Source organism: Mesorhizobium sp. B3-2-1 (genome assembly GCF_006439515.1).
GTDB lineage: Bacteria > Pseudomonadota > Alphaproteobacteria > Rhizobiales > Rhizobiaceae > Mesorhizobium.
Genome location: NZ_VFTI01000010.1, coordinates 138,328 through 161,322, shown reverse-complemented (window position 1 = coordinate 161,322; position 22,995 = coordinate 138,328). Strand labels below are relative to the sequence as shown.

At 63.4% G+C, this 22,995-nt stretch carries 24 protein-coding genes and 1 tRNA gene; 19 read left to right on the top strand and 6 right to left on the bottom strand.

The window, feature by feature from the left end; genetic code table 11:
* Positions 1 to 116: 116 nt before the first annotated feature.
* The 3 genes from FJW08_RS13120 to FJW08_RS13110 are packed head-to-tail and all read left to right on the top strand — an operon-like array spanning position 117 to position 1,860.
* Positions 117 to 536: an HIT family protein gene (locus FJW08_RS13120; RefSeq protein WP_140507712.1), complete on the top strand. Its 420-nt coding sequence runs from the start codon at positions 117 to 119 to the stop codon at positions 534 to 536.
* 52 nt (positions 537 to 588) lie between these two features.
* On the top strand, positions 589 to 1,530 hold the full coding sequence (nudC, locus tag FJW08_RS13115) for an NAD(+) diphosphatase (protein ID WP_140810907.1): 942 nt from the start codon (positions 589 to 591) through the stop codon (positions 1,528 to 1,530).
* A gap of 30 nt (positions 1,531 to 1,560) precedes the next feature.
* Positions 1,561 to 1,860, top strand: coding sequence for a Dabb family protein (locus FJW08_RS13110; RefSeq protein WP_140757914.1), 300 nt, complete (start codon positions 1,561 to 1,563; stop codon positions 1,858 to 1,860).
* Between the two features lies 1 nt (position 1,861).
* Here the strand turns inward: FJW08_RS13110 and FJW08_RS13105 are convergent, their stop codons facing one another.
* Together FJW08_RS13105 and FJW08_RS13100 are read right to left on the bottom strand one after the other, a co-directional pair.
* Complete coding sequence (locus FJW08_RS13105; protein WP_140810906.1) at positions 1,862 to 2,725, bottom strand: prephenate dehydratase; 864 nt, start codon at positions 2,723 to 2,725, stop codon at positions 1,862 to 1,864.
* A 9-nt stretch (positions 2,726 to 2,734) separates the two neighbouring features.
* Entirely contained in the window at positions 2,735 to 3,463 is a 729-nt protein-coding gene (locus tag FJW08_RS13100) for a 3-deoxy-manno-octulosonate cytidylyltransferase (protein WP_140810905.1), read from the bottom strand.
* 193 nt (positions 3,464 to 3,656) lie between these two features.
* Here FJW08_RS13100 and FJW08_RS13095 point away from each other — a divergent pair, with 193 nt between their 5' ends.
* From FJW08_RS13095 to FJW08_RS13060, 7 genes are all read left to right on the top strand, one after another.
* Positions 3,657 to 4,337: a cytochrome c family protein gene (locus tag FJW08_RS13095; RefSeq protein WP_140810904.1), complete on the top strand. Its 681-nt coding sequence runs from the start codon at positions 3,657 to 3,659 to the stop codon at positions 4,335 to 4,337.
* Between the two features lie 162 nt (positions 4,338 to 4,499).
* Positions 4,500 to 6,377, top strand: a complete 1,878-nt coding sequence (locus FJW08_RS13090) for an extracellular solute-binding protein (RefSeq protein ID WP_140810903.1) — start codon at positions 4,500 to 4,502, stop codon at positions 6,375 to 6,377.
* Between the two features lie 14 nt (positions 6,378 to 6,391).
* Entirely contained in the window at positions 6,392 to 8,260 is a 1,869-nt protein-coding gene (locus FJW08_RS13085) for an extracellular solute-binding protein (RefSeq protein ID WP_140810902.1), read from the top strand.
* Positions 8,261 to 8,539: 279 nt separating this feature from the next.
* Positions 8,540 to 9,634, top strand: a complete 1,095-nt coding sequence (locus tag FJW08_RS13075; RefSeq protein WP_140757920.1) for a microcin C ABC transporter permease YejB — start codon at positions 8,540 to 8,542, stop codon at positions 9,632 to 9,634.
* Positions 9,634 to 10,779: an ABC transporter permease gene (locus tag FJW08_RS13070; RefSeq protein ID WP_140810901.1), complete on the top strand. Its 1,146-nt coding sequence runs from the start codon at positions 9,634 to 9,636 to the stop codon at positions 10,777 to 10,779. The genes FJW08_RS13075 and FJW08_RS13070 overlap by 1 nt, the downstream gene beginning before the upstream one ends.
* The gene (locus FJW08_RS13065) at positions 10,776 to 12,407 is read left to right on the top strand and encodes an ABC transporter ATP-binding protein (protein ID WP_140810899.1); all 1,632 of its coding nucleotides are present in this window, start codon (positions 10,776 to 10,778) and stop codon (positions 12,405 to 12,407) included. Before FJW08_RS13070 ends, FJW08_RS13065 begins: the two co-directional genes overlap by 4 nt.
* Positions 12,408 to 12,437: 30 nt before the next feature.
* Positions 12,438 to 13,379, top strand: coding sequence for a glyoxylate/hydroxypyruvate reductase A (locus FJW08_RS13060; RefSeq protein WP_140810898.1), 942 nt, complete (start codon positions 12,438 to 12,440; stop codon positions 13,377 to 13,379).
* A gap of 13 nt (positions 13,380 to 13,392) precedes the next feature.
* Here the strand turns inward: FJW08_RS13060 and FJW08_RS13055 are convergent, their stop codons facing one another.
* The 3 genes from FJW08_RS13055 to FJW08_RS13045 form a co-directional block, all read right to left on the bottom strand.
* Complete coding sequence (locus tag FJW08_RS13055) at positions 13,393 to 13,920, bottom strand: AAA family ATPase (RefSeq protein ID WP_140810897.1); 528 nt, start codon at positions 13,918 to 13,920, stop codon at positions 13,393 to 13,395.
* A 25-nt stretch (positions 13,921 to 13,945) separates the two neighbouring features.
* Positions 13,946 to 14,305 (bottom strand): hypothetical protein, encoded by a 360-nt coding sequence (locus tag FJW08_RS13050; protein WP_140810896.1) that lies wholly within the window; start codon positions 14,303 to 14,305, stop codon positions 13,946 to 13,948.
* 100 nt (positions 14,306 to 14,405) lie between these two features.
* Complete coding sequence (locus tag FJW08_RS13045) at positions 14,406 to 15,323, bottom strand: class I SAM-dependent methyltransferase (RefSeq protein ID WP_140810895.1); 918 nt, start codon at positions 15,321 to 15,323, stop codon at positions 14,406 to 14,408.
* A gap of 151 nt (positions 15,324 to 15,474) precedes the next feature.
* Here FJW08_RS13045 and FJW08_RS13040 point away from each other — a divergent pair, with 151 nt between their 5' ends.
* On the top strand, positions 15,475 to 16,485 hold the full coding sequence (locus FJW08_RS13040; protein ID WP_140757927.1) for a ligase-associated DNA damage response exonuclease: 1,011 nt from the start codon (positions 15,475 to 15,477) through the stop codon (positions 16,483 to 16,485).
* Positions 16,486 to 16,714: 229 nt separating this feature from the next.
* Positions 16,715 to 18,316, top strand: a complete 1,602-nt coding sequence (locus tag FJW08_RS13030) for a cisplatin damage response ATP-dependent DNA ligase (protein ID WP_140810894.1) — start codon at positions 16,715 to 16,717, stop codon at positions 18,314 to 18,316.
* Between the two features lie 25 nt (positions 18,317 to 18,341).
* Here the strand turns inward: FJW08_RS13030 and FJW08_RS13025 are convergent, their stop codons facing one another.
* Complete coding sequence (locus FJW08_RS13025) at positions 18,342 to 19,487, bottom strand: hypothetical protein (protein ID WP_140810892.1); 1,146 nt, start codon at positions 19,485 to 19,487, stop codon at positions 18,342 to 18,344.
* Between the two features lie 289 nt (positions 19,488 to 19,776).
* Here FJW08_RS13025 and FJW08_RS13020 point away from each other — a divergent pair.
* From FJW08_RS13020 to FJW08_RS12990, 7 genes are all read left to right on the top strand, one after another.
* Positions 19,777 to 19,852, top strand: a tRNA-Thr gene (locus FJW08_RS13020).
* 289 nt (positions 19,853 to 20,141) lie between these two features.
* Positions 20,142 to 20,351 carry a hypothetical protein gene (locus FJW08_RS13015; protein ID WP_140757930.1) on the top strand — a complete coding sequence of 70 codons (210 nt, stop codon included), beginning with the start codon at positions 20,142 to 20,144 and terminating at the stop codon, positions 20,349 to 20,351.
* Between the two features lie 135 nt (positions 20,352 to 20,486).
* Positions 20,487 to 20,675, top strand: a complete 189-nt coding sequence (locus FJW08_RS13010; protein ID WP_140757931.1) for a DUF2158 domain-containing protein — start codon at positions 20,487 to 20,489, stop codon at positions 20,673 to 20,675.
* A gap of 213 nt (positions 20,676 to 20,888) precedes the next feature.
* Positions 20,889 to 21,326: an acid-shock protein gene (locus FJW08_RS13005; RefSeq protein ID WP_140757932.1), complete on the top strand. Its 438-nt coding sequence runs from the start codon at positions 20,889 to 20,891 to the stop codon at positions 21,324 to 21,326.
* Positions 21,327 to 21,371: 45 nt separating this feature from the next.
* A complete protein-coding gene (locus FJW08_RS13000; RefSeq protein ID WP_140757933.1) occupies positions 21,372 to 21,914 on the top strand; it encodes an RNA polymerase sigma factor in 543 nt (180 codons plus the stop codon).
* 113 nt (positions 21,915 to 22,027) lie between these two features.
* Positions 22,028 to 22,480: a hypothetical protein gene (locus FJW08_RS12995; protein ID WP_140810891.1), complete on the top strand. Its 453-nt coding sequence runs from the start codon at positions 22,028 to 22,030 to the stop codon at positions 22,478 to 22,480.
* On the top strand, positions 22,477 to 22,938 hold the full coding sequence (locus tag FJW08_RS12990) for a periplasmic heavy metal sensor (protein ID WP_140810890.1): 462 nt from the start codon (positions 22,477 to 22,479) through the stop codon (positions 22,936 to 22,938). The genes FJW08_RS12995 and FJW08_RS12990 overlap by 4 nt, the downstream gene beginning before the upstream one ends.
* The last annotated feature ends 57 nt before the right edge of the window (positions 22,939 to 22,995 follow it).

The following is a 22,995-nucleotide window of genomic DNA, read 5'->3' as shown; positions in this document are numbered from 1 at the left end:
AAATGCAAGTGCGCAGGCAAATCGGCACCGCGAAGCACGGGATTCGCTTGCAGCCCCGATGCAGCCGCTCTAGCGTTCAAGGTTTGAGGAAACCAAGAAAAGCAAGGGAAACGCCGATGCTGCCGGGCCTGAAGGCCGGATTCACGCTGGATGCCCGGCTGGAGGCGGACAGCGAGCAGTTGATGTGGCTTGGGCTGTGCGAATTGCGGGTGATGAACGACCGCCGCTGGCCATGGCTGCTCCTGGTGCCGCAGCGCCCGGGCGCGGAGGAGATCCACGACATGACGCCGCTCGACCAGGCGATGCTGACCTTCGAGACCAATATGGTGGCGCAGGCGCTGAAGAAGGTGAGCGGCTGCACCAAGATCAACACCGGCGCGCTCGGCAACATCGTGCGCCAACTGCATGTCCATATCATCGCACGGTCCGAGGGCGATCCCGGCTGGCCCGGCCCGGTGTGGGGGCATGGCCTGCGCGAGCCGTATGAGCGTTCCGACCTGCGCCGGTTTGCCGAAACGATAAGGGCGGCGCTATAAGCCTTCCCCGTGTCCATCCCAAGCATGTCCATCCCAAAGCACCAGAGTCCATATGAGCTTCCGCCTGTTTGACGCGCCTCTGCGCGAGCCGAGCCAGTTCGTCGGCTTTGCCGGCAACACGATCGACCGGCAATCCGAGAACCGCGCCGACGATTCGGTCGACAAGGCGCTGGCCGATCCGACGACACGGCTGCTTTTGATGAATGGCGGCCGGCTCCACCTGAAACTCGCCGATGGCGGTTTCGACCCTTGGTACCGCGTCGCCGAGAGCCAGCCCTTCAGCCCTTCCTTCACCCAGGGCGTCCTGCTCGGCTTTTCCGAACAGGGGCCGGTGCTGGCCGTGCTGGCCGGCATCGATCCCGAACAGTTGCCCGAAACCGTCAAGGCGATCGATTACCGCTCGGTCTACATGCAAGGGCTGATCGACGAGGCCGCCGCCGGCGCGATGGCGCAAGGCGCCGCCCTGCTCGCCTGGCACGCCAGTCACCGCTTCTGCAGCAAATGCGGCACCGAATCGCAGATGCGCGCGGGTGGTTACAAGCGCCATTGCCCGAATTGCGGCACCGAGCATTTTCCGCGCACGGACCCGGTGGCGATCATGCTGACGGCGACGCGGGAGAAATGCCTGCTCGGGCGCGGCCGGCATTTTGGGCCGGGCATGTATTCGGCGCTTGCCGGCTTCATCGAGCCCGGCGAGACGATCGAGGCGGCGGTGCGCCGCGAAACGCTGGAGGAGGCCGGGATCCGGCTCGGCCGCGTCGTCTACCATGCGAGCCAGCCGTGGCCGTTTCCCTACTCGCTGATGATCGGCTGCTTCGGCGAGCCGCTCAACGAAGACATCCAGGCCGATCTCGACGAATTGGAGGACTGCCGCTGGTTTTTGCGCGACGAGGTGCGCCTGATGCTGGACCGTACACACCCCGACGCCCTGGTCACGCCGCCGAAAGGCGCCATCGCGCACCACCTCATCCGCGCCTGGGTCGACAGCGAATAGCGAATATCGAAGTCATTGCAGGAGAGACAAATGATCCGTCACACCGTCGTCTTCACGCTGAAGCACCCGCCGCACTCGCTGGAGGAAAAGCGATTCCTCGTCGACGCCAGGAAAATCCTCTCGGCGATCCGGGGCGTCACGCATTTCGAGCAATTGCGGCAGATCAGCCCAAAGAACGATTATCAGTTCGGCTTCTCGATGGAGTTCGCCGACCAGGCCGCCTACACCAGGTACAACGACCATCCCGACCATGTCGCCTTCGTGCGCGACCGCTGGGTGCCGGAGGTCGAGACGTTCATGGAGATCGACTACGTGCCGCTGGGCTGGTAGCTCAATCCGCCACCTTCCACTGCTCGCGTGACTCGCTGGCCGGATAGACGCCAAGTATCCTCACCTCGCGCGAGAAGAAGCGCAGTTCGTCCAACGCCAGCTTGACCAGCGGATCGTCGGGATGGCCCTCGATGTCGGCGTAGAACAGCGTCGCCGTGAAGGCGCCGAGCTGGTAGCTCTCCAGCTTGGTCATGTTGATGCCGTTGGTGGCGAAGCCGCCCATGGCCTTGTAGAGCGCGGCCGGCACGTTGCGGACGCGGAAGATGAAGGTCGTCATCATCTTGACGTCGGGTGACGGGCGCTCGGCCCATTGCTTGCTCTTGGTCAGGACGACGAAGCGGGTGACGTTGCTGTCGGTGTCCTCGACGTTCTCCTCGATGATGTCGAGCCCGTAGAGCGTCGCGGCCAGCGCCGGGGCCAGCGCGGCCATGCTGCGGTCCCTGACTTCGGAGACCATTTTGGCGGCGCCCGCCGTGTCCCCGGCGACTACCCCTTTCCACCCATTCTTGCGGATGTATTTGCGGCACTGGCCGAGCGCGTGGATGTGGGTGTGCACGGTCTTGATCTCGTCGCGCTTGACGCCCGGCAGCACCATCAGCTGGAAATGGATCGGCAGGAAATATTCGCCGACGATGTGCATCCTCGATTCCGGCAGGAGATGGTGGATGTCGGCGACGCGTCCGGCGATGGTGTTTTCGATCGGGATCATGGCGAGATCGGCCTTGCCGGTCTCGACGGCATTGAACGCATCCTCGAAGGTCGGGCACGGCAACGGCTCCATCGAGGGATAGACGTTGCGGCAGGCTGTGTCGGAATTGGCGCCCGGCTCGCCCTGGAAGGATATTCTGTTGGTCTTTTCAGGCATGCTGATATCTCAGTTTGAAAGGATTTCCCTGGCACGTTCCAGGTCATGCGGCGTGTCGACGCCAAGCGGCAGCGACTGGACGATCTCGGCGTCGATGCGCATGCCGGCTTCCAGCGCCCGCAGTTGCTCCAGCCGCTCGCGGCGCTCGAGCGGCGACGGCTTCAGCGCGACGAAACGCTCGAGCGCGGCGCGGCGATAGGCGTAGAGGCCGACATGGTGATAAAGCGGCCCGTCGCCCCAAGGTGCCGTGGCGCGGGTGAAGTAAAGCGCCCGCAACCGCGTGCCGGAGAGCGGCGACCCGACGATCTTGACGACGTTGGGATTGGTCTTTTCCTCCTCGCGGACGATCTCGACGCCGAGCGTGGCGATATCCACCGAGGCGTCCTCGAACGGCCTCAGCGAGGCCGCGATGATCGCTGGGTCGATGGTCGGCAGGTCGCCCTGCACATTGACGATGGTTTCGACCTTTTGCCCGGGGTCAAGTTCCATCAGAGCTTCAAAGATGCGGTCGGAACCCGACTCATGGTCCATGCGCGTCATCACCGCCTCGAAACCATGCGCGCGCACCGCCTCGGCCACGCTTTGCGTGTCGGTCGCCACCGCCACCCGACCAAGGCCGGCTTCGGCCGCACGGCGGGCGACATGCACGATCATCGGCGCGCCTGATATATCGGCCAGCGGCTTGCCCGGCAGCCGTGTCGAGGCCATGCGGGCCGGTATCAGGATCAAGGTGGACATCGGTCTGGCAAGGCGTCCGAAACGAGGAGGGGAAAAGTGGCAAAAGGTCTCACTGGCAGCGCCCTTATAGGTGTTGCAACGCCCGAGCAAAAGACCTAGTTTCCGCCCGATTTGACCGGCTCTGGAGGGCAGGTCTCGATACCGACGGACGGAGTGGACGGATCAGTCCGCCGGAAAAGGGAGCAAGGGGCGAATGGATTCCAACGAAGTCAACAAACTGCTCGCCGGATTGCTCGGAACCGTTTTCGTCGTTTTCTCGGTCGGGCTGGTATCGGACGCGCTGTTTGCCTCGCCGGCCCCGGAAAAGCCCGGCTTCGCCATCGAGGCCGCGGAGCCCGCCGAAGGTGGCCCCGCCGCTCCGGCAGCAGCCGAAAAGCCGATCGCCGACCTCCTGGCCAGCGCCAGCGCCGAAAAGGGCGCTGCCATCTTCAAGAAGTGCCAGGCCTGCCATTCCGGCGAAAAGGGCGGCCCCAACAAGGTCGGTCCGGATCTCTGGGACCTCGTCGACCGCCCGGTCGCCGAGCATGAAGGCTTCGCCTATTCGGCCGGCATGAAGGAATTCTCCAAGGGCGGCACCGAGAAGTGGACCTATGACAACATCAACCACTTCATCACCTCGCCGAAGAAATTCGTGAAGGGCACGGCGATGGGCTTTGCCGGCCTGCCCAAGGAAGAAGATCGCGCCAACGTCATCGCTTATCTGCGCACGCTGTCGGACAACCCCAAGCCGCTGCCGGCACCGGGTGCCGCCGCGGACGCCTCCGCGCCCGCCAAGCCGGCCGATGGGGCCGCTCCGGCGAAACCGGCTGACGGCGCCGCACCGGCCAAACCCGCGGCTCCCGCCGCGCCTGCGCCGGCCGCACCGGCAAAATAACCGGAAATGCGGTGATCATCTTGAAAAAGCCGGGTTCTGCCCGGCTTTTTCGTTAGGAAAAGCTCCGATGCGGCGACAAAGCCGCGCATGGCGGTTTTCACGAGCGCCAAATCATCTAGATTGCGTCTGGATGATCCGCAGGCATGGCGAAGAGGATGGTGCATGACGGTTGGCCGAACGGTTCTAAGGTCGTTGCTGACGGCGGCCCTGCTGGCGGTAGGGTTGCAGGCGACCCGAGCCGACGAGTGGCGGACCACCTCATCGCTGATCGGCGACTCCAAATACGGCGACAATTTCCAGCACTACGACTACGTCAATCCGAACGCGCCCAAGGGCGGCACACTGAATTCAGTGGTGCTCGGCACCTTCGATAGTTTCAACCCCTACATCGTACAGGGAACGCCGGCAGCAGGCCTGTTCGGGTTCGGCGGCGGGTTACTTTATGACACGCTGATGGAGCAGGCGACGGACGAGGGCAGCACCTACCATCCGCTGATTGCCGATGCTCTCAAATACCCGGCCGACTATTCCTCGGCGACCTACCGGCTCGACCCGCGCGCGAAATGGCATGACGGCCAGCCGATCACCGTCGACGACGTGATCTGGTCATTCCAGGTGCTGAAGACGAACAGCCCGCAATACAACCGCTATTTCGAGAATGTCACCGATGCGGTGGCGGTTTCCGACCGCGAGGTCGAATTTCACTTCAACCAGAAGGGCAACCGCGAACTGCCCAAGATCATGGGCGACCTTGCCGTGCTGCCGAAGCACTGGTGGGAGGGTACCGATGCCAACGGCAAGAAGCGCGACGTCACCAAGTCGACGCTGGAAATTCCACTCGGCTCGGCGGCCTACAAGATCGCCAGCTTCAAGCCTGGCTCCGAAATCATCTGGCAGCGCGTGCCGGACTATTGGGCCGCCAAACTGCCGGTGAAGGTCGGCCGCGAGAATTTCGATACGCGCCGCTACACCTACATCCTCGACGACAATGCCGCCTGGCTGGCCTTCACCAAGGGCGGGCTGGAAGACATCCACCGCGAAAACAGCTCGCGCAAATGGGCGACGGCCTACAATTTTCCGGCTGTCCAAGCCGGTGATGTCATCAAGAAGGACTTCCAGACCCGGTCGCCACAGCCGATGCAGGGCTTCGTTCTCAACCAGCGGCGGCCGCAGTTTCAGGACCGGCTGGTGCGTGAGGCACTGACTATGCCGTTCGATTTCGAAAGCATGAATCGTACGCTGTTCTTCGGTTTCAATACCCGCACATCGAGCTATTTCCAGGGCACCGAACTGGCATCCAGCGGGCTGCCGCAAGGCAAGGAACTGGAGATCCTGGAAAAATATCGCGACAAGCTGCCGCCGGAACTCTTCACACAGGAATTCAAGCTGCCTGTCTACGACTCTCCGCAAGCGGAGCGAAGGTACCTGAAGCAGGCCGTCGATCTGTTCGCAAAGGCCGGATGGGTCATCAAGGGCGGCAAGATGGTCAACGCCAAGACAGGCGCACCGTTCAAGTTCGAGATCCTCGGGTGGAACGACACAGACCAGGTGATCGCCAGCCCCTACATTGCCAACCTGCGCAAGATCGGCGTCGACGCTACTCTGCGCATCATCGATCAGACGCAGTACATCAACCGCGTCAACAACTTCGATTTCGATGTCGTGACGGGTCTGTTCGGCCAGTCGGATTCGCCCGGCAACGAGCAGCGCGATTTCTGGAGCTCGAAAGCCGCCGATGCGCCTGGTTCGCGCAACCTGATGGGCATCAAGAATCCAATCGTCGACGCGCTGGTCGATCGCATCATCTTTGCCACCGACCGCGATGATCTGGTCGCCGCCACCCATGCGCTCGACCGCGTCCTGCTGTGGAACTTCTACGTGGTGCCGCAATATTACCGTTCCGCGGTCTGGCTGGCCTATTGGAACAAGTTCAAGTTCCCCGACAAGCAGCCTGCCTATGTGGGCGTCGACATCGATTCCTGGTGGGTCGATCTCGACAAGGAAAAAGCGCTGGCGGCCAAATACAAGGGCGGTAATTGATGGGGCGGCAATCGATGACGGTGCTGCCCCGCCGCGATTTTCTCGCTCTTGGCGCAGCCGCCGCTGCCGCCGCCTTGCTGCCGGGCAAGGCTTTCGCAAGCATCGCGACCGGGACCAAGCTGCACGGTCTGTCCGCCTACGGCGACCTCAAATACAAGCCTGATTTCCCGCATTTCGACTATGTCAATCCTGACGCGCCCAAGGGCGGCCAGATGAATTTCGCGCCGCCCAACGCAACCCTCAATCAGAGCTTCCTGACTTTCAACACGCTGAATTTCCTGGTGTTGAAGGGGGAGGCGCCGCCGCGCGCCGAACTCTGCTTCGATTCCCTGATGACAAGCGCCCTCGATGAGCCGGATGCGGTCTACGGCCTGCTTGCCGAGTCCGTCACGCTGTCGCAAGACCGCAACGGCTTCCGCTTCGTGCTTCGGCCGCAAGCGCGTTTCCACGACGGCTCGCCGCTGACCGCAGAGGACGTCGCCTTCGCGCTGAAGCTTTACAAGGACCAAGGTCACCCGAACCTTTCCAAGGCACTGCGGCATATGACGGAAGCGGTCGCGGTCGATCCGACCACGCTCGAGCTGACCTTCAATGGCGAGCAGTCGGCGCAAAACATCCTGGCGGTCGTGGTAATGCCGATCGTGTCCAAGGCCTTTTATACGGCCAATAAATTCGACGCCTCGACGATGACACCGCCGCTCGGCTCCGGGCCTTACAAGATTGGACGCGTGGCGGCCGGACAGACTGTCGAATATGAGCGCGTGGCCGACTATTGGGGCCGCGATCTCCCTGTGAACCGCGGCCTGTACAATTTCGACCGCATCCGCATCGATTTCTACCTCGACCGGCAGGCGGCCTTCGAAGCGTTCAAAAAAGGCGACACGCATTTTCGCGAGGAATTCACCGCGCGCGTATGGGCGACCGGATACGACTTTCCAGCGTTGAAGGACGGCAAGGTCGTCAAACGGGAATTTCCCGGCGAGAAGACGCCGGACATGCAGGGCGTCGCTCTGAACCAGCGTCGTCCGCAATTTCGCGACGAACGGGTGCGACGGGCGATCGCCAGATGCTTCGATTTCGAATGGATGAAGCGGGCGCTGTTTTACGGCTCCTACGAACGTGCTCAGTCGAATTTCGAACGGTCGGATTACAAGGCAGAAGGGCTGCCCTCGCCCGAGGAATTGGCCCTGCTGGAGCTGTTCAGGGCCGAGTTGCCGCCAGAAGTCTTTGGTGAAGCGGTGACGCAGCCCCTCTCCGACGGTTCGGGCCATGACCGCAAGCAGCTGGGCGAGGCTTCGCGATTGCTTGCGCAGGCCGGCTGGAAACGTGCCGGCAGTTTCCTCGTCAACGACAAGGGTGAGCGGCTGCGGGTTGAAATGCTGGCGGAGGATGACGGCATCGTTCGCATCTACACCCCGTGGTCCGAGAATATGAAGGCGATCGGAATCGACGCATCGATCCGGCAAGTCGATTCAGCGCAATATGAACAGCGGCAGAGCGATTTCGACTTCGATCTCGACATGCTGCATTGGTCGATCGGAGCGACACCGACCGATGACGGGCTGGAAATGCTCTATGATTCCCGGATGGCTGACATACCGGGGCAGCGCAATTATCCGGGTACGAAAAGCAAGGCCATCGATGCGCTGATCGTGGCGGCCGGCAAGGCACAAAGCCGCGTAGAACTGGTCACCGCGCTCAGGGCGCTCGACCGGGTCTTGCGCGCGCGGCTAGACTGGATACCAACATACTATCTGGCGAATCACCGCGTCGCCTATTGGGACATGTTCGGCTTTGTCGAGCAAAAGCCCGATTTCGGCTTTCCGGTCGAGACGCTGTGGTGGTTCGACAAGGGCAAGGCGGCAAAAATTGGCAAAGGCTGAATTTCTTGCGGGTGTTGGCGCTGCCCCTCACCTGCCTGCCGGCATCCTCTCCCCGTATAGTGACGGGGAGAAGGGCGCTCTCATCGGTGATTTCGCCAACTGCAAACGTCGCGATAAGAGCGCCGAGGCTGCGGCCAGTCCCTTTCTCCCCGTCACTATACGGGGAGAAATGTCCGGCAGGACAATGAGGGGCGGCGCCGGCGTCGACAATTGGACTGAGGCGACTGCCTTGGGGGTGCCGCCGGACACGGTGGCTCTCCTTGAGGAGGATACCATCTGATGGGCGCCTATATACTGCGCCGTATCCTTTTGATGATCCCGACCCTGTTCGGCATCATGGCGATATCCTTCGCCGTCATCCAGTTCGCCCCAGGCGGCCCGGTCGAGCAGGTCATCGCCAAGCTGACCAACCAGGGCGGCAGCGACCGCCTCGGCGGTGGTGGCGGCGACGCGGGCGGCTCCAATTTCGACGCCGCCGGCGATGTCGGCTCGAAATATCGCGGCGCCCAGGGTCTCGACCCGGAATTCATCAAGAAGCTGGAGAAGCAGTTCGGCTTCGACAAGCCGCCGCTCGAACGCTTCGGCATGATGCTGTGGAATTACGCCAGGTTCGATTTCGGCAACAGCTATTTCCGCGATATTTCGGTGCTCGACCTTATCCTCGAGAAGATGCCCGTTTCGATTTCGATCGGGCTCTGGATCACGCTCCTGTCCTATCTGATCTCGATCCCGCTCGGCATCCGCAAGGCGGTGAAGGACGGCACCCCCTTCGACGTCTGGACCAGCGGCGTCGTCATCGTCGGCTATGCCATTCCGGGCTTCCTGTTCGGCATCCTTTTGATGGTGCTGTTCGCCGGCGGCTCGTTTTGGGACTGGTTCCCGTTGCGCGGCATCGTCTCGGACAATTGGGACCAGTTGTCGTGGCCGGCCAAGATCGCCGACTATTTCTGGCACATGACCTTGCCGCTGACGGCGCTGGTGCTGTCGGCCTTCGCCACGACGACGCTTTTGACCAAGAACTCGTTCCTGGAGGAGATCCGCAAGCAGTATGTGGTGACGGCGCGCGCCAAGGGCCTGTCGGAACGGCAGGTGCTTTACGGCCATGTGTTCCGCAATGCCATGCTGATCGTCATCGCCGGCTTCCCGGGCGCCTTCATCTCGGCCTTCTTCACCGGCTCGCTGCTGATCGAGAACATCTTTTCGCTCGATGGCCTCGGCCTGCTCGGCTTCAGGTCCGTTGTCGAGCGCGACTATCCCGTGGTGTTCGCCAATCTCTACATCTTCTCGCTTCTCGGCCTGTTCATCGGGCTCCTGTCCGACCTGATGTACACCTGGGTCGATCCGCGTATCGATTTCGAGCGGAGAGACGTCTGATGTCGGAGGCAAGCGTTACCGCCGGTGTCTTGCCGGAGCGGCTCCCACGGCCGTTCCTGTCGCCGCTCAACAAGCGCCGTCTGCAGAATTTCAAGGCTAATAAACGCGGCTTCTGGTCTTTGTGGATTTTCCTCGTCTTGTTCGTTTTGTCGCTGTTTGCCGAGTTCATCGCCAACGACAAGCCGATCATCGCGTCCTACAAGGGCGAAATCCTTTTCCCGGTGATGGTCGCCTACCCGGAAGAAAAATTCGGCGGCTTCTATGCCGTCACGGACTACCGCGACCCGGTGATCCAGGACGAGATCAACGCCCATGGCTGGATGGTCTGGCCGCCTATCCGCTACTCCTACCAGACCGTCAACAACGCCATCCCGGAAGCAGCACCCGCCAAGCCGTCCTGGGAATATGACGCCAAGACGCGCTGCAACCAGTATCCGCAAGGAGCGGCCGATCCTGCCTGCAATGTCGGCAACTGGAACTGGCTCGGCACCGACGACCAGGCGCGCGACGTGCTGGCGCGCGTCATCTACGGCTTCCGCATTTCGGTGCTGTTCGGCCTGATCCTGACCGCGGGGTCGGCCTTGATCGGCGTCGGCGCCGGAGCCTTGCAGGGCTATTTCGGCGGCTGGACCGATCTGCTGTTCCAACGCTTCATCGAGATCTGGTCGGCCATTCCCGTGCTTTATCTGCTGCTCATTGTCGCCGCCATCCTGCCGCCGGGCTTCTTCATCCTGCTCGGCCTGATGCTGCTGTTCTCCTGGGTGGCGTTGGTCGGCGTGGTGCGGGCGGAGTTCCTGCGCGCCCGCAACTTCGAATATGTCAACGCGGCGCGCGCGCTCGGCGTGCGCAACCGCACCATCATGTTCCGGCATCTGCTGCCCAATGCGATGGTGGCGACATTGACGTTCCTGCCCTTTTTGCTGAGCGGCTCGATCTCGACGCTGACCTCGCTCGACTATCTCGGCTTCGGCCTGCCGCCGGGTACGGCCTCGCTCGGCGAACTGCTCAAGCAGGCGCAGCGCAACCTCAACGCGCCTTGGCTCGGCATTTCCGGCTTCGTCGTCATCTCGCTGATGCTGTCGCTGCTGGTTTTTGTCGGCGAGGCCACGCGCGACGCCTTCGATCCGCGCAAGACGTTCAAATGAGCGAAACCACCTTGCTCAGCGTCCAGGACCTCAGCGTCGCCTTCAGCCAGGACGGCGGCCAGTCTGTCGCCGTCGACCACATCTCGTTCGACATCGCCAGGGGCGAGACGGTGGCGCTGGTCGGCGAATCCGGCTCCGGCAAATCGGTCTCGGCGCTGTCGGTGCTGAAGCTGCTGCCCTACCCCAGCGCCAGCCATCCCTCGGGCAAGATCCTGTTCCAGGGCGCCGACCTGCTGGCCATGAGCGAGAAGCAATTGCGGCAGGTGCGCGGCAACAAGATCACCATGATCTTCCAGGAGCCGATGACCTCGCTCAATCCGTTGCACACGATCGCGCACCAGATCGTCGAAATCCTGAAGCTGCATCAGGGCATGGGCGATCGTCCGGCCAAGGCGCGGACGCTGGCCCTGCTCAACGAGGTCGGCATCCGCGATCCACAGAAACGGCTCGACGCCTATCCGCACCAGCTTTCGGGCGGCCAGCGCCAACGCGTCATGATCGCCATGGCGCTCGCCAACGAGCCGGAACTGTTGATCGCCGACGAGCCGACGACGGCGCTCGATGTCACCGTGCAGGCGCAGATCCTCGAACTGCTCGCGGGCCTCAAAAGCCGCAAGGGCATGTCGATGCTGTTCATCACCCATGACCTCGGCATCGTACGCAAGATCGCCGACCGGGTCTGCGTGATGACCAAGGGCAAGATCGTCGAGACAGGACCGACCAAGGACATCTTCGCCAACCCGCAGCACCCCTATACGCGCCACCTCCTGGCCGCCGAGCCGAAAGGCAAGCCGCCGGTGGCCAATGCAGGCGCCAAGCCTGTCATGACCGGCAAGGACATCAAGGTCTGGTTTCCGATCAAGCAGGGCTTCTTCCGGCGTGTCGTCGATCACGTGAAGGCGGTCGACGGCATCGATGTCACGGTGCGCGCCGGCCAGACGCTGGGCGTGGTCGGGGAATCCGGTTCGGGCAAGACGACGCTCGGCCTGGCGCTGGCGCGCATGATCTCGTCGACCGGAGCCATCCAGTTCAACGGCCGCGACATCAACCAGCTCACCTTCAACGCCATGCGGCCGCTCAGGCGCGAACTGCAGATCGTCTTTCAGGATCCGTTCGGTTCGCTCAGCCCGCGCATGTCGATCGCCGAGATCATCGAGGAAGGCCTGAAGATCCACGAGCCGAAGCTGTCACCCGACGAGCGCGACGACAAGGTCGCCGCCGTGCTGAAGGAAGTCGGCCTCGACCCGGCGACCCGCAACCGCTATCCGCACGAATTTTCCGGTGGCCAGCGCCAGCGTGTCGCCATCGCGCGCGCCATGGTTCTCAACCCGCGCTTCGTCATGCTGGACGAGCCGACATCGGCGCTCGACATGAGCGTGCAGGCGCAGGTCGTCGATCTCCTGCGCAATTTGCAGGCCAAGCACGACCTCGCCTATCTCTTCATCAGCCATGACCTCAAGGTCATCCGGGCGCTGGCCAACGACGTCATCGTCATGCGCAACGGCCGGATCGTCGAAGCCGGCACGTCCGAACAGATTTTTGGAAATCCGCAAACCGACTATACTCGGGCGCTGATCTCGGCCGCCTTCAAGATCGAGACGGCGCCGACAGGCGTGGTCAGCGAGTGATCCGCACAAGGAAGGACTGAACGAACCGCGATGGAAAAAGGCCGTATCCTGCTTGCCGTCACCGGCTTTCATCCGCAGCGCTGGCGCGACCTGTTGTCGGCCGAGCGCGAGGTGGTGCTGGAGCCGGACGGCGCCAAGGATCCCTCGATCACCTATGCGGTGGTGTGGAAGCACAAGCCCAATCTGATGTCGTCGCTGCCCAATCTGCGCGCCATCTTCTCGATCGGCGCCGGCGTCGACCATATCTTCGCCGATCCCGGCCTGCCTGACGTGCCGATCGTCAAGGTCGTCGCCGAGAACCTGACGCAGTACATGACCGAGTACGTCGTCTGGCGAGTGCTCGACCATCATCGCCAGGGCCTGCTCTACCGGTCGCAGCAGCTGAAGAAGATCTGGCACGAACCGCAACAGAGGCCGGCCGGCGACATTTCCGTCGGCATCATGGGTCTCGGCAGTCTCGGCCGGGCCGCGGCCTCGGTGCTTCTGTCGCTCGGCTTCGCGGTCAATGGCTGGTCGCGCAGCGACCGGCCGATGAAGGGGGTGGCGACCTATTCCGGCGAAGCGGGCCTGATCCCGTTCCTCAACGCCACCGACATTCTGGTGGTGCTCCTGCCGCTCACTCCGGACACGCAAGGCATCATCAATTACGGCGTGCTGAAGGAATTGCGCAAGCGCAATGGACTTGGCGGCTCGGTGCTGATCAATGCCGGACGCGGGCGGTTGCAGAAGGACGCCGACATCGTGCGGGCATTGGACGACGGCACACTGAAGGAAGCCAGCCTCGACGTGTTCGAGGTCGAACCGCTGCCGAAGACCAGTCCGCTGTGGCGCCATCCGAAAGTTTTCGTGACGCCGCATGCCGCGGCGACTTCCGATCCCGTGCACCTGGCGCCAATCATGCTGCGCCAGATGGACGCTTTCGAGCGCGGCGAGAAGCTCGACAATCTGGTGGACCGCAAGGCGGGATATTAGCCAGACGTCGTCGTCACCTGGCCAAGTCCCAGTCCTGAAAACATTTCTTGATCGCCCGAACCGAAGGCAGCTGCAGCTTTGGCAGGTCGATCGGCTCGAACATCGCCCTGTATCTCTGCCGGTTTTCCGGCGTGGCCACGGCGATGTGGTGGATCATGTCCCATTTGATGCTGTCGCGCCCGCCTTCCAGGCCACCGCACCTCTCCTTGTCGAACAGGGTTCGCCTGAAATAACGCAGCAGACTTGCCGAGGTGGAGATGTCCAGCAGGATCAATCCCGTCGCGCGCTGGAAGCGTTGCGGCATGCAAACCGAGTAGTTTCCGTCCATCACCCACCGCTCGCCGGCGATCGCGGCGTCATGCAAGGCAATGAACTCGTCCCTCGGGCGCTGCTCCCAATCCGTGTTGGGCAGATGAAAGAGCAGATCGAGATGGATGGGCGTCAGGCCACGCTTGCGCGCGATCGCGTCGGCAAGCGTCGACTTGCCGCTGTTGGACGGCCCCAAAATACAGATGCGGTCGCCTAAGTCCGAGAGATTCACCGGATGGAGCCTTGCGATTGGATCATCAGCCGGGCAGAGCGAACTTCTTCTGCTTGTCCGGCTTGCCGCAGTCGCGGCGGTCGATGGACCGGTTCATGGCATCGATTTCGCCTGACGCCTTGTCGCTGTCGCGCTGGGCCTTGGAGCGCAAGTCGGGCGTGAACGGGCCGAAGCCCATGGCAGGATTGGAGAAGGCCGGCTTGGCGGTCGTCGGGAGGTTGTATTGCTGCGCCAGCCCGTTGCGTTGCGCCAGCAACTGATCGCATGGCACGGTGTCATATTGCAGCGAGGACTCTACGTTGGCGTCCTGCCGCTCGGACGCTGAATTGCCGACGCAGCCGGTGGTTGCCAGGCAAGACGCCAAGATCATCATATTCCAGCGCATCGAAGTGCTCCTCCTGGTATCCCGCCCTGATGCGACCAGATCGCAAATATCAGTCGCGCACGCAAATCGGACTTTTTCGCAGCAGTACCAAGGGCTGCCCTCACACAGCGTGAGCTTTCCGTGCCACGACGGCCAGGCCTTTGACGGGCTCGCGGCGATCCTGCCGGATGGTGGTTGGCTCCAATGCCACAATTGAAAAGCCATTGGCCTCGAGGGTCCGTCCAACATAGCCCTCCGAATGGGCATAGCGCCGCGACGGCTGCAGCGCGAAGTCGCCGCCATCCGCCAAGCTCTCGACGGAAAAGGCAAACAGGCCGCCCTCGGCGAGCAGGCCGGCGACCGTTCCCACAAAACCTTCGAGCCCGCCGATGTAGATCAGCACGTCGGCTGACGTCACCAGATCGGCCACGTCGCCGGAATAGGAAAAGTCCTGCAAATCCGCTTTTGTCAGCGCGTCATAAATACCTTTTGCCCGCGCCTTCCTCAGCATCCTTGCCGAGATATCGACCCCCTCCAGCCGGTCGACGATCGGCCTCAGCCTCTCGCCCATCAATCCGGTGCCGCAGCCCAGGTCGAGCGCGAGGCGGAAGCGGCCCGGCCTTGCCTTGCGGATGGCGGCGTCGAGTACCTCGGGCAGCCGGTAGTCGAGCTTACCGACCAGCATCTCCTCGAATGTCTCCGCATAGTGGTCGAACAGCGTTTCGACAAAGGCACTGGGCGGCGCCATGGAGACCGGACCCTTGCCGATCAGCTGCAATTTGAGGGCCGCGCCCTGGCGATCGGCCGGATCGAGTCTCAGCGATGTCGTCCAGGCTGGCGCCGCCAGGTCGAGCCTGCCTGATGCCTCCTGCATCTCGCCGAGCCGAAACCAGCCCATTGCCCATTGCGGCGCCAGTTCCAGCGCACCGAGCAGCAACTCGGCCGCAGCAGTATGATCGCCTGAGGCAAAGAGCATTTCGGCATAATCTGCACGGCGATCGGCGTTCGGGTCGCCCGACGAGGTCTGAAGCGGTTTCATTGATGATGGTTCCACCGGCAGGGTAGCCAGCCGCCATCTCTGTAGAGCAAAGCATGCCGAAGCTGAACCGAATTGAGCTGGCTTTGCCCGGGGAGTCAGCAGTCTGGGGCAACGGGCTTCTCGCAGCGGAATTATATCCTATCTTGGGACCATGCGTGCCAGCGACCTGCTTCATCCCCGGCCCGAAGGCCTCTACTGCCCGCCGGGCGATTTCTTCATCGACCCGGTGCGGCCGGTGAACCGGGCGCTGATCACCCACGGCCATTCCGACCATGCTCGTTCCGGCCACGGCTCGGTGCTTGCGACGCAGCAGACGCTCGATATCATGGGACTTCGCTATGGCGAGGATTTTGCCGGGACGACGCAGGCAGCCATGCTCGGCGAGACGATTGCCATCGACGGCGTCGATGTCACCTTTCATCCGGCGGGCCATGTGCTGGGTTCGGCGCAGATTGCTGTCGAGCACCAGGGCAGGCGCATCGTCGCCTCCGGCGACTACAAGCGGCAGAAGGATGCGACCTGCGCGCCGTTCGAGCCGATCCGCTGCGACGTCTTCATCACCGAGGCAACCTTCGGCCTGCCGGTGTTTCGCCATCCGCCCGACACGGAAGAGATCGCCCGCCTCTTGAAATCGGCGGCGCAATTTCCGGAGCGATCGCACCTGGTCGGCGCCTATGCGCTGGGCAAGGCGCAGCGCGTGATGCGGCTGCTGCGCGACGCCGGTTACGACAAGCCGCTCTACATCCATGGCGCACTGGCCAAGCTCAGCGCGTATTACCAAAGCCAGGGCATCGATCTCGGCGAACTCGAGCCGGCGACGGTGGAGAGCGGTGGCAAGCAGGATTTCGCCGGGGCCATCGTGGTCGGCCCGCCATCGGCCTTCGCCGACCGCTGGGCTCGGCGCTTTCCCGATCCGATCTCGTGCTTTGCGTCGGGTTGGATGCGCATCCGCCAGCGCGCCAAGCAAGGCGGCGTCGAACTGCCGCTCATCATCTCGGATCATGCCGACTGGGACGAACTGATCGTCACCATCAAGCAGACCGGCGCCGAGGAAATCTGGGTCACGCACGGCCGAGAGGAAGCGCTGGTGCGCTGGTGCGAACTGGAAGGGATAGCGGCCAGGCCACTGCATCTGGTGGGCTATGAGGACGAGGGCGACTGAGGATGACACCCATCGATGCCGCGCCCTACGGCGCCCCCCTCTGGCCTGCCGGCCATCTCCCCCTCAAGGGGGGAGATTGGCAGTTTTGGCGGCTGCGCCCTTGCTTCTGCGTTGAAGATTGGCGAAAGCCGTCGCGACATCTGATCTCCCCCCTTGAGGGGGAGATGGCCGGCAGGACAGAGGGGGGCGCCTCGCGCCGGCTTTCACTACTGGCGTGGTGCGTCCAGCCATGAACCGCTTCGCCGAGCTTCTCGACCGCCTGGTGCTGACGCCGTCGCGCAACGGCAAGCTGACGCTTTTGACCGACTATTTCCGCAGCGTCGAGGATCCCGATCGCGGCCTGGCGCTGGCCGCCATCACCGGCGATCTCAAGATTGCCGCGGTCAAGCCGGCCATGCTGCGCACGCTGGTCATCGAACGCATGGACCCGGTGATGTTCGGCTATTCCTACGACTATGTCGGCGACCTCGCCGAGACGGTGTCGCTGGTCTGGCCACAAACGCCTGGCGGGATCGCGAACCGCGAGCCGACGCTTGGCGAAGTTGTGGCGAAGCTGCAGGCGGCGAGCCGCTCCGATGGACCGATGGTGCTGGCGGGGCTGCTCGACAGCGCCGGCATCTCGGCGCGCTTTGCCATCATCAAGCTGGTCACCGGCGGCCTGCGCATCGGCGTCTCGGCGCGGCTGGCCAAACAGGCGCTGGCCGATTTCGGCAAGGTCGACGTGGCCGAGATCGAGGAGCTCTGGCATGGGCTGTCGCCGCCCTACACGGCGCTGTTCGCCTGGCTGGAAGGCAAGGCCGAAAAACCGCGCAACACGGCGCTGGCGCTGTTTCGCCCGGTCATGCTGTCGAATCCGATCGGCGACGGCGATCTCGAAAAGCTCGATCCCTTGGACTATGCGGCGGAATGGAAATGGGACGGGATCCGCGTCCAGGCGGTGGGCGAAGGCGGCATCCGCCGGCTCTATTCGCGCACCGGCGACGATGTCTCAGGCGCCTTTCCAGATCTCGCCGACGCCATGAACTTTTCCGCGACGCTCGATGGCGAATTGCTTGTCGGCGATCCGCGAGAGGCGACGGGAACCTTCTCGGACCTGCAGCAACGGCTGAACCGCAAGACGGTGACGCCGAAGATGCAGCAGCAATATCCGGCCTTCATGCGTTGCTACGACCTGCTGCAGATCGGCGCGGAGGATCTGCGCCCACTGTCCTTCCGCGAGCGGCGCGGCCGTCTCGAAGCCTTCATCGGGACGCTCGACCCCAGCCGCTTCGATCTTTCCCCCTTCGTCCACTTCACGGACTGGCAGGCGCTCGAGGACCTGCGCCGCGCGCCGCCGCATCCGATCATCGAAGGGGTGATGCTGAAGCGCTGGGATTCGCCCTATGTCGCTGGCCGGCCGAAGGGGCCGTGGTTCAAATGGAAGCGCGATCCGCACACGGTGGACGCCGTGCTGATGTATGCCCAGCGTGGCCACGGCAAGCGCTCGAGCTTCTATTCCGACTACACGTTCGGCGTCTGGTCCGGAGCCACGGGCGAGGAGGAACTGGTGCCGGTCGGCAAGGCCTATTTCGGCTTCACCGACGAGGAGCTGAAGCAGATCGACAAATATGTCAGGGACAACACCGTCGAGCGCTTCGGACCGGTGCGCTCGGTGCGCGCCGATCGCGACAATGGCCTGGTGCTGGAAGTCGCCTTCGAGGGGCTCAACCGCTCGACCCGGCACAAATCGGGTGTGGCCATGCGTTTCCCCAGGATTTCACGGCTGCGCTGGGACAAGCCGGCCAACGAGGCCGACCGCATCGAAACCCTGCAGGCGCTGCTCGACCGCTAGAGACCACCGATGTGTCGGTCGCAGTTCAAGGCTCGATCGACACGCGGATCTCGTAGATGTTGACCGCCTTGCCCTGCTTGTCGAAATCGGAATTGATGGCGATGGTTCCGGCCGAGCCCGGATGCTTGTCGGGGAACTTCACGTCGAACAGATATTCGTTTTTCTGCTGGCCGACCGCGTAACGCTTGCGGCCGCAGTCGCCGAGTTCGCCGAAATTGCAGTCGACGGAGATCTGCGTGTCCTTGCCGTCCTCGGCGCGGGCGATGATGTCGAACACGGCGTGCTTGCCGGCGAGCTTTTCCAGCACGCCCTGCCCGACATCGAAGGCGATCGCCGAGCCGGAGGCGCCGGACTGGATGCGCAGGAACGGCCCGCTGTCGTCCTTCACGGCCTCGGCCTTGGCGTCCGACGGGGCGGCGACATGGGTCGGATCTGTCGGTGAAAACACATTGATCCAGGCGCGCGACTGGTCCGCGGCACCGGGCTTTGCCGGCGCGTTGGCGCCGTCGGCCGGGGTGAAATCGGGGTCCTCGACCGTCGGAGGCGCTTCCGGCGGCGCGGTGTTGAGCTGCGCGGCCGTCTTGAACACACCGGTCTGCATGGCGAAGTACAGTCCGATGCCAATCGCCGCGAGCAGCGTGACCGTGAAGAAAATGGCGGTCAGCGGCATGCGCCGGCCGCGAATGCGCCGCTCATCGCGGTCTGGGGTCACTTCCGTCGCGGCTCCCGGCGCTGCGGGAGCCGACATGTCGATGGCTGGCGCGCCGGGAAGGTTGGCGTCGGGCATGATGTCGGGAACCACCGGCAGCACGCGCGAGCGCGGCGCGTCGGAGGCCGGCTGCACCGGGCCGTCGACGGTGACAGCGGGCGATGGCGCCCTCGGGCCGGCCTCGACCGCAGGCGCACCGTCAGCCTCGGCCTCGCCCGCCGGCGCGTCGATCTGCGGGGCAACGCCGGGCACCGCGGGCAGGTACTCGGATTCGATTTCGGTGATTTTCGCCTGGATAGCCTTACGGCGCTTGATGGCGACTTCCACCGTCACGCCGGGATTGGCCTGGAGCGCACGGTCGAGCGCGGCGAAGGCCGACCGATAGACCCTCTCGCGGAACGCTCGGTTCTCGGCATTGCCCTTTTCCAAGGCGTTCCGGATCGCTTTTTCGATCGCGTCCAAGCGAGATCCCTCTGCAAATTGCCACAAGCTTTCACGATGGTTAGCGGCAGGCGACCAATCAATCAACGGGCGGGCGGCCGCATTCTGCCTCGACGTGCCGTCCAAAGTCCATCTTCGCGATGTTCCGGCAAACAAAATCGGAACATGGCGCCGATTCCAGCATGCAGGGGCGCTAGAACCCCGGTTTCGATCGCGGCGGCGCTCTTCGCATGATTTGCCAAGTCGCATCTTGAATTCGCGGCCCGTTGAGTCTATCACCCTGCCCATCTTGGAGGTCCTGGCCTCCCGGGCCGCTTTAGCTCAGTTGGTAGAGCACATCATTCGTAATGATGGGGTCAGGTGTTCGAGTCACCTAAGCGGCACCAGTTTTCAAACCAATGATCGAAGCAGCTCGGGTGCGTAGAAGATGGCCCGAATCCTGGCCGTTTGCTTCTGCCAGGCCGGATAGTCGTGCGACTTGCAGATACCGGCCCAGGCGCGAGGTCCTCCGGCCCTATAAATGCGTCGACAAGGTGCGATGGGGCCTTTTTCAAACCTCAACAACAAATGATGGACCGCGCGTTTCTATTTTTTTGGAACAGACGCCTGTTTTTTGGAACAGACGCTTGGGTCGCACATTTCCTGCCGTGGTTTCTACGGACAGGAGGTTTCAAATTGCCAAGGCGTGTCGACAAGGAAAGGCTCGAAAGGGCGGACCGCGAGGCGAAGCGGGTGCTGGATGCCGAGCGTCACGCAAGGGACGCCAAGACAACCCGACTGAGGGAGCAGAGACTGCAGCAGGAGGCATTGGCGGACAAGTCTCCGCCTGCGCGCCGACGCGAGCCGGTCAGGAAGCAGGCGCGGCGTGTGATCGAGGTGGACTGATCCGCGGAGGTCGCCGGTTCGCCCCTGGAGCGCGATCCGCGTTGCCGCATAAGGCGGCAACCCAGAAGACCCATATGCCATTGTCGGGACACCGGTTTTGGTATGAAATAACAGGCGTCAGCATGGGAGGTCCAAATGCCCAACACTTTCAAGACCGGAGACGTCGTCAAGCTGAGGTCGGGAGGCCCGAAGATGACGGTCAGCGACGGCGCCGCTTCCGGCATGTATCTGTGCCACTGGTTCAACAAAGAGGGCGAGGTGTGGACGCCGCAGCATGCCGGCTTCAAGCAGGAGCAGCTGGTAGCCGCCGACCAATCGACGTAATTCCCGCTTTCGCCAAGGAATGGCCGGCCCGGGCGTATCCAGACGCGCCGGAGGAGGTGTTCTGCTGCTCCCCGGGCCGCGAAGGTCCGTCATCGCCGGCAAGCGGCGTGATCGGCATGGGTGACCGACGGATTTCTCCGATCGCGACGTTTAACGGTTGAAGCGTGACCATGGCATTGGGCCATGGCATGCGCCAACCGGAGACGTAAAGCCATGATACGCCGTTCGATCCTTGCCGCTGCCTTGAGCCTGCTGACCACCGCGGCTCCGGCCCAGACAGCGGCACAGCCACCGGCCGCGACGCCACCGGCCGCCGCGTCGCCCGCTGCTACATCGTCGGCCGCCAAGTCCGACATCACACTGGCCAAGTTCCAGAAACGGCGGGAGAAGGCGATCATGGCCGCCGACACGGACGGCGACGGCAAGATCAGCCTGCTGGAGTGGGAGGCTTTTCAGGCCAAGCGCAACGTCAAGGGCGATCCGGCCAAATCCTTCGCGCGCATCGATTCCAATCATGACGGCTTGATCGACCGGGCCGAGCTCGATGCGTTCTTCGCCAAGCGCTTTGCCCGGCTCGACAAGAATGGCGACGGCATGCTGACGGCCGACGAGATGCCGGGCCACAAATCCGCTCCCAAGCCGGAGCAGTGACCAAGAGGCTATGACGTGTGATGGATATCGGAAGTGCGCCAGCCGATGAGCGGCGATCCGGACGAGGAGTTGGTTCGTCGGGTCGGTGCTGGCGATCCCGCGGCGGTGCAGGCGCTCGTCGCGCGGAAGTTGCCGCGCATCCTTTCGCTTGCCGTGCGCATGCTGGGCGATGCGGCGGAGGCCGAGGATGTCGCGCAGGAAACCTTTATGCGCATCTGGCGTCATGCCTCGAAGTGGCGGCGTGGCAATGCACGCTTCGACACCTGGATCCACCGCGTCACGCTCAACCTTTGCTACGACCGGCTGCGTCGGCGCCGCGAATGGGTGACCGACGAAGTGCCGGACATTGTCGATCCCGCCCCGCTTCCCGATTCCCATCCTGGCGACGAGGCGCATCGGGTCGAGCGGGCCTTGCAGGCAATCGCGCCACGCCAGCGCGAGGCGATCATCCTGGTCTACTACCAGGAGATGTCCAACATCGAGGCGGCCGCGACCCTGGAGATCAGTGTCGATGCCCTGGAGAGCCTGCTGTCGCGCGGCCGGCGGGCGCTGCAGGCGATGCTGGCCAGGGATGGCTGCGATGACTGAGAAAGGCGCGCGCCCGAATACTGTACATTCAACCCGCCTTGCGGGTGTCCGGGTGGTCTGCGTCGTTTCCAACCCGCGTGGGCACCCGGCACCAAGGGGCAAGGGGAAAACAAATGGCTGAAGACATCGAAGACGGGCCGGCAATGGATGCCAAGCGTTTCGCGGCGCTCGCGCAAGCCTATGGCGGCGATGTGCGCCGCTGGCCGGAAGCAGAACGCGAAGCCGCCTGGGCCTTTGCGTCAAGCGAAGCGGGCCAGGCCATTTCGCGACACGCCGGCAGACTTGACGCCCTGCTCGACAGCTATCGGGTCCAGCATCCCGGCAAGGCGCTGCACGGCAGCATCCTGCGCGCGGCCGACCGGCACCTCGTCCAGCGTCGGCGTCATCGGTTCTGGTGGCTGGGCCTGGGACTGGCCGGCATTGGCCTCGCGGGGGCCGTCGCCGGGCTGGCGCTGGTGAGCATTGTCACGCCGGAAGCCGGATCGGATCACTATGTGCTGGACGCCAACGCAACGGCGTTCGGCGATGCCGGCCCCGATGCCGAAAATGGTGAGGAGAGCTTATGAGCACGCGCTGGGTTCGTGGTCTGGTCATCGCCTCGGTCGTGCTGAACGTCTTTCTTGCCGGGGCATTTGTCAGCGGGGCCGTCTGGCTGAGAAATGCCAAGGCAGGCGCCGGGTACTCGTTGGAGTCGGTTGGCGGACAGCTTCCCGAAAAAGATCGCAAGTCCTTTCGCAAGGCGCTGCGGCAAGTACGCATTGAAGCCCGCCAGACTATTCTTGACGGCCAGCAGGCAAGGCAGGAGGCGGCGGACCTGTTGCGCCAACCCGTTGTGGACACCGTGGCTTTGTCCGCCGCCCTGGAGCGGGCGCGCAACGCTGACGTGACCGTGCGCACGCGGCTTGAACAGGCCATTGTCGACTTCGCGGCGAACACATCGCCGCAGAACCGGAGCGCGCTGGCCGCGGCACTGATGCGCCATGTGGAACGCCGCGCGGCCGTAGCACCAAAAAAATCGCCGTGACGACCGACGGAAAACGCTCGCAAGGCCGTTTAACTAGGGGAAGGGCAGACCTGCCGG

What these genes read in the sequence shown, in the direction of transcription:
- FJW08_RS12990 (WP_140810890.1), top strand. Translation starts at nt 22,477, where the DNA reads ATGAGCACGCGCTGGGTTCGTGGTCTGGTCATCGCCTCGGTCGTGCTG.
- FJW08_RS13095 (WP_140810904.1), top strand. Translation starts at nt 3,657, where the DNA reads ATGGATTCCAACGAAGTCAACAAACTGCTCGCCGGATTGCTCGGAACC.
- FJW08_RS13065 (WP_140810899.1), top strand. Translation starts at nt 10,776, where the DNA reads ATGAGCGAAACCACCTTGCTCAGCGTCCAGGACCTCAGCGTCGCCTTC.
- FJW08_RS13120 (WP_140507712.1), top strand. Translation starts at nt 117, where the DNA reads ATGCTGCCGGGCCTGAAGGCCGGATTCACGCTGGATGCCCGGCTGGAG.
- FJW08_RS13040 (WP_140757927.1), top strand. Translation starts at nt 15,475, where the DNA reads ATGCGTGCCAGCGACCTGCTTCATCCCCGGCCCGAAGGCCTCTACTGC.
- FJW08_RS13010 (WP_140757931.1), top strand. Translation starts at nt 20,487, where the DNA reads ATGCCCAACACTTTCAAGACCGGAGACGTCGTCAAGCTGAGGTCGGGA.
- nudC (WP_140810907.1), top strand. Translation starts at nt 589, where the DNA reads ATGAGCTTCCGCCTGTTTGACGCGCCTCTGCGCGAGCCGAGCCAGTTC.
- FJW08_RS13075 (WP_140757920.1), top strand. Translation starts at nt 8,540, where the DNA reads ATGGGCGCCTATATACTGCGCCGTATCCTTTTGATGATCCCGACCCTG.
- FJW08_RS13100 (WP_140810905.1), bottom strand. Translation starts at nt 3,463, where the DNA reads ATGTCCACCTTGATCCTGATACCGGCCCGCATGGCCTCGACACGGCTG.
- FJW08_RS12995 (WP_140810891.1), top strand. Translation starts at nt 22,028, where the DNA reads ATGGCTGAAGACATCGAAGACGGGCCGGCAATGGATGCCAAGCGTTTC.
- FJW08_RS13050 (WP_140810896.1), bottom strand. Translation starts at nt 14,305, where the DNA reads ATGCGCTGGAATATGATGATCTTGGCGTCTTGCCTGGCAACCACCGGC.
- FJW08_RS13085 (WP_140810902.1), top strand. Translation starts at nt 6,392, where the DNA reads ATGACGGTGCTGCCCCGCCGCGATTTTCTCGCTCTTGGCGCAGCCGCC.
- FJW08_RS13060 (WP_140810898.1), top strand. Translation starts at nt 12,438, where the DNA reads ATGGAAAAAGGCCGTATCCTGCTTGCCGTCACCGGCTTTCATCCGCAG.
- FJW08_RS13000 (WP_140757933.1), top strand. Translation starts at nt 21,372, where the DNA reads ATGAGCGGCGATCCGGACGAGGAGTTGGTTCGTCGGGTCGGTGCTGGC.
- FJW08_RS13090 (WP_140810903.1), top strand. Translation starts at nt 4,500, where the DNA reads ATGACGGTTGGCCGAACGGTTCTAAGGTCGTTGCTGACGGCGGCCCTG.
- FJW08_RS13110 (WP_140757914.1), top strand. Translation starts at nt 1,561, where the DNA reads ATGATCCGTCACACCGTCGTCTTCACGCTGAAGCACCCGCCGCACTCG.
- FJW08_RS13005 (WP_140757932.1), top strand. Translation starts at nt 20,889, where the DNA reads ATGATACGCCGTTCGATCCTTGCCGCTGCCTTGAGCCTGCTGACCACC.
- FJW08_RS13105 (WP_140810906.1), bottom strand. Translation starts at nt 2,725, where the DNA reads ATGCCTGAAAAGACCAACAGAATATCCTTCCAGGGCGAGCCGGGCGCC.
- FJW08_RS13070 (WP_140810901.1), top strand. Translation starts at nt 9,634, where the DNA reads ATGTCGGAGGCAAGCGTTACCGCCGGTGTCTTGCCGGAGCGGCTCCCA.
- FJW08_RS13045 (WP_140810895.1), bottom strand. Translation starts at nt 15,323, where the DNA reads ATGAAACCGCTTCAGACCTCGTCGGGCGACCCGAACGCCGATCGCCGT.
- FJW08_RS13030 (WP_140810894.1), top strand. Translation starts at nt 16,715, where the DNA reads ATGAACCGCTTCGCCGAGCTTCTCGACCGCCTGGTGCTGACGCCGTCG.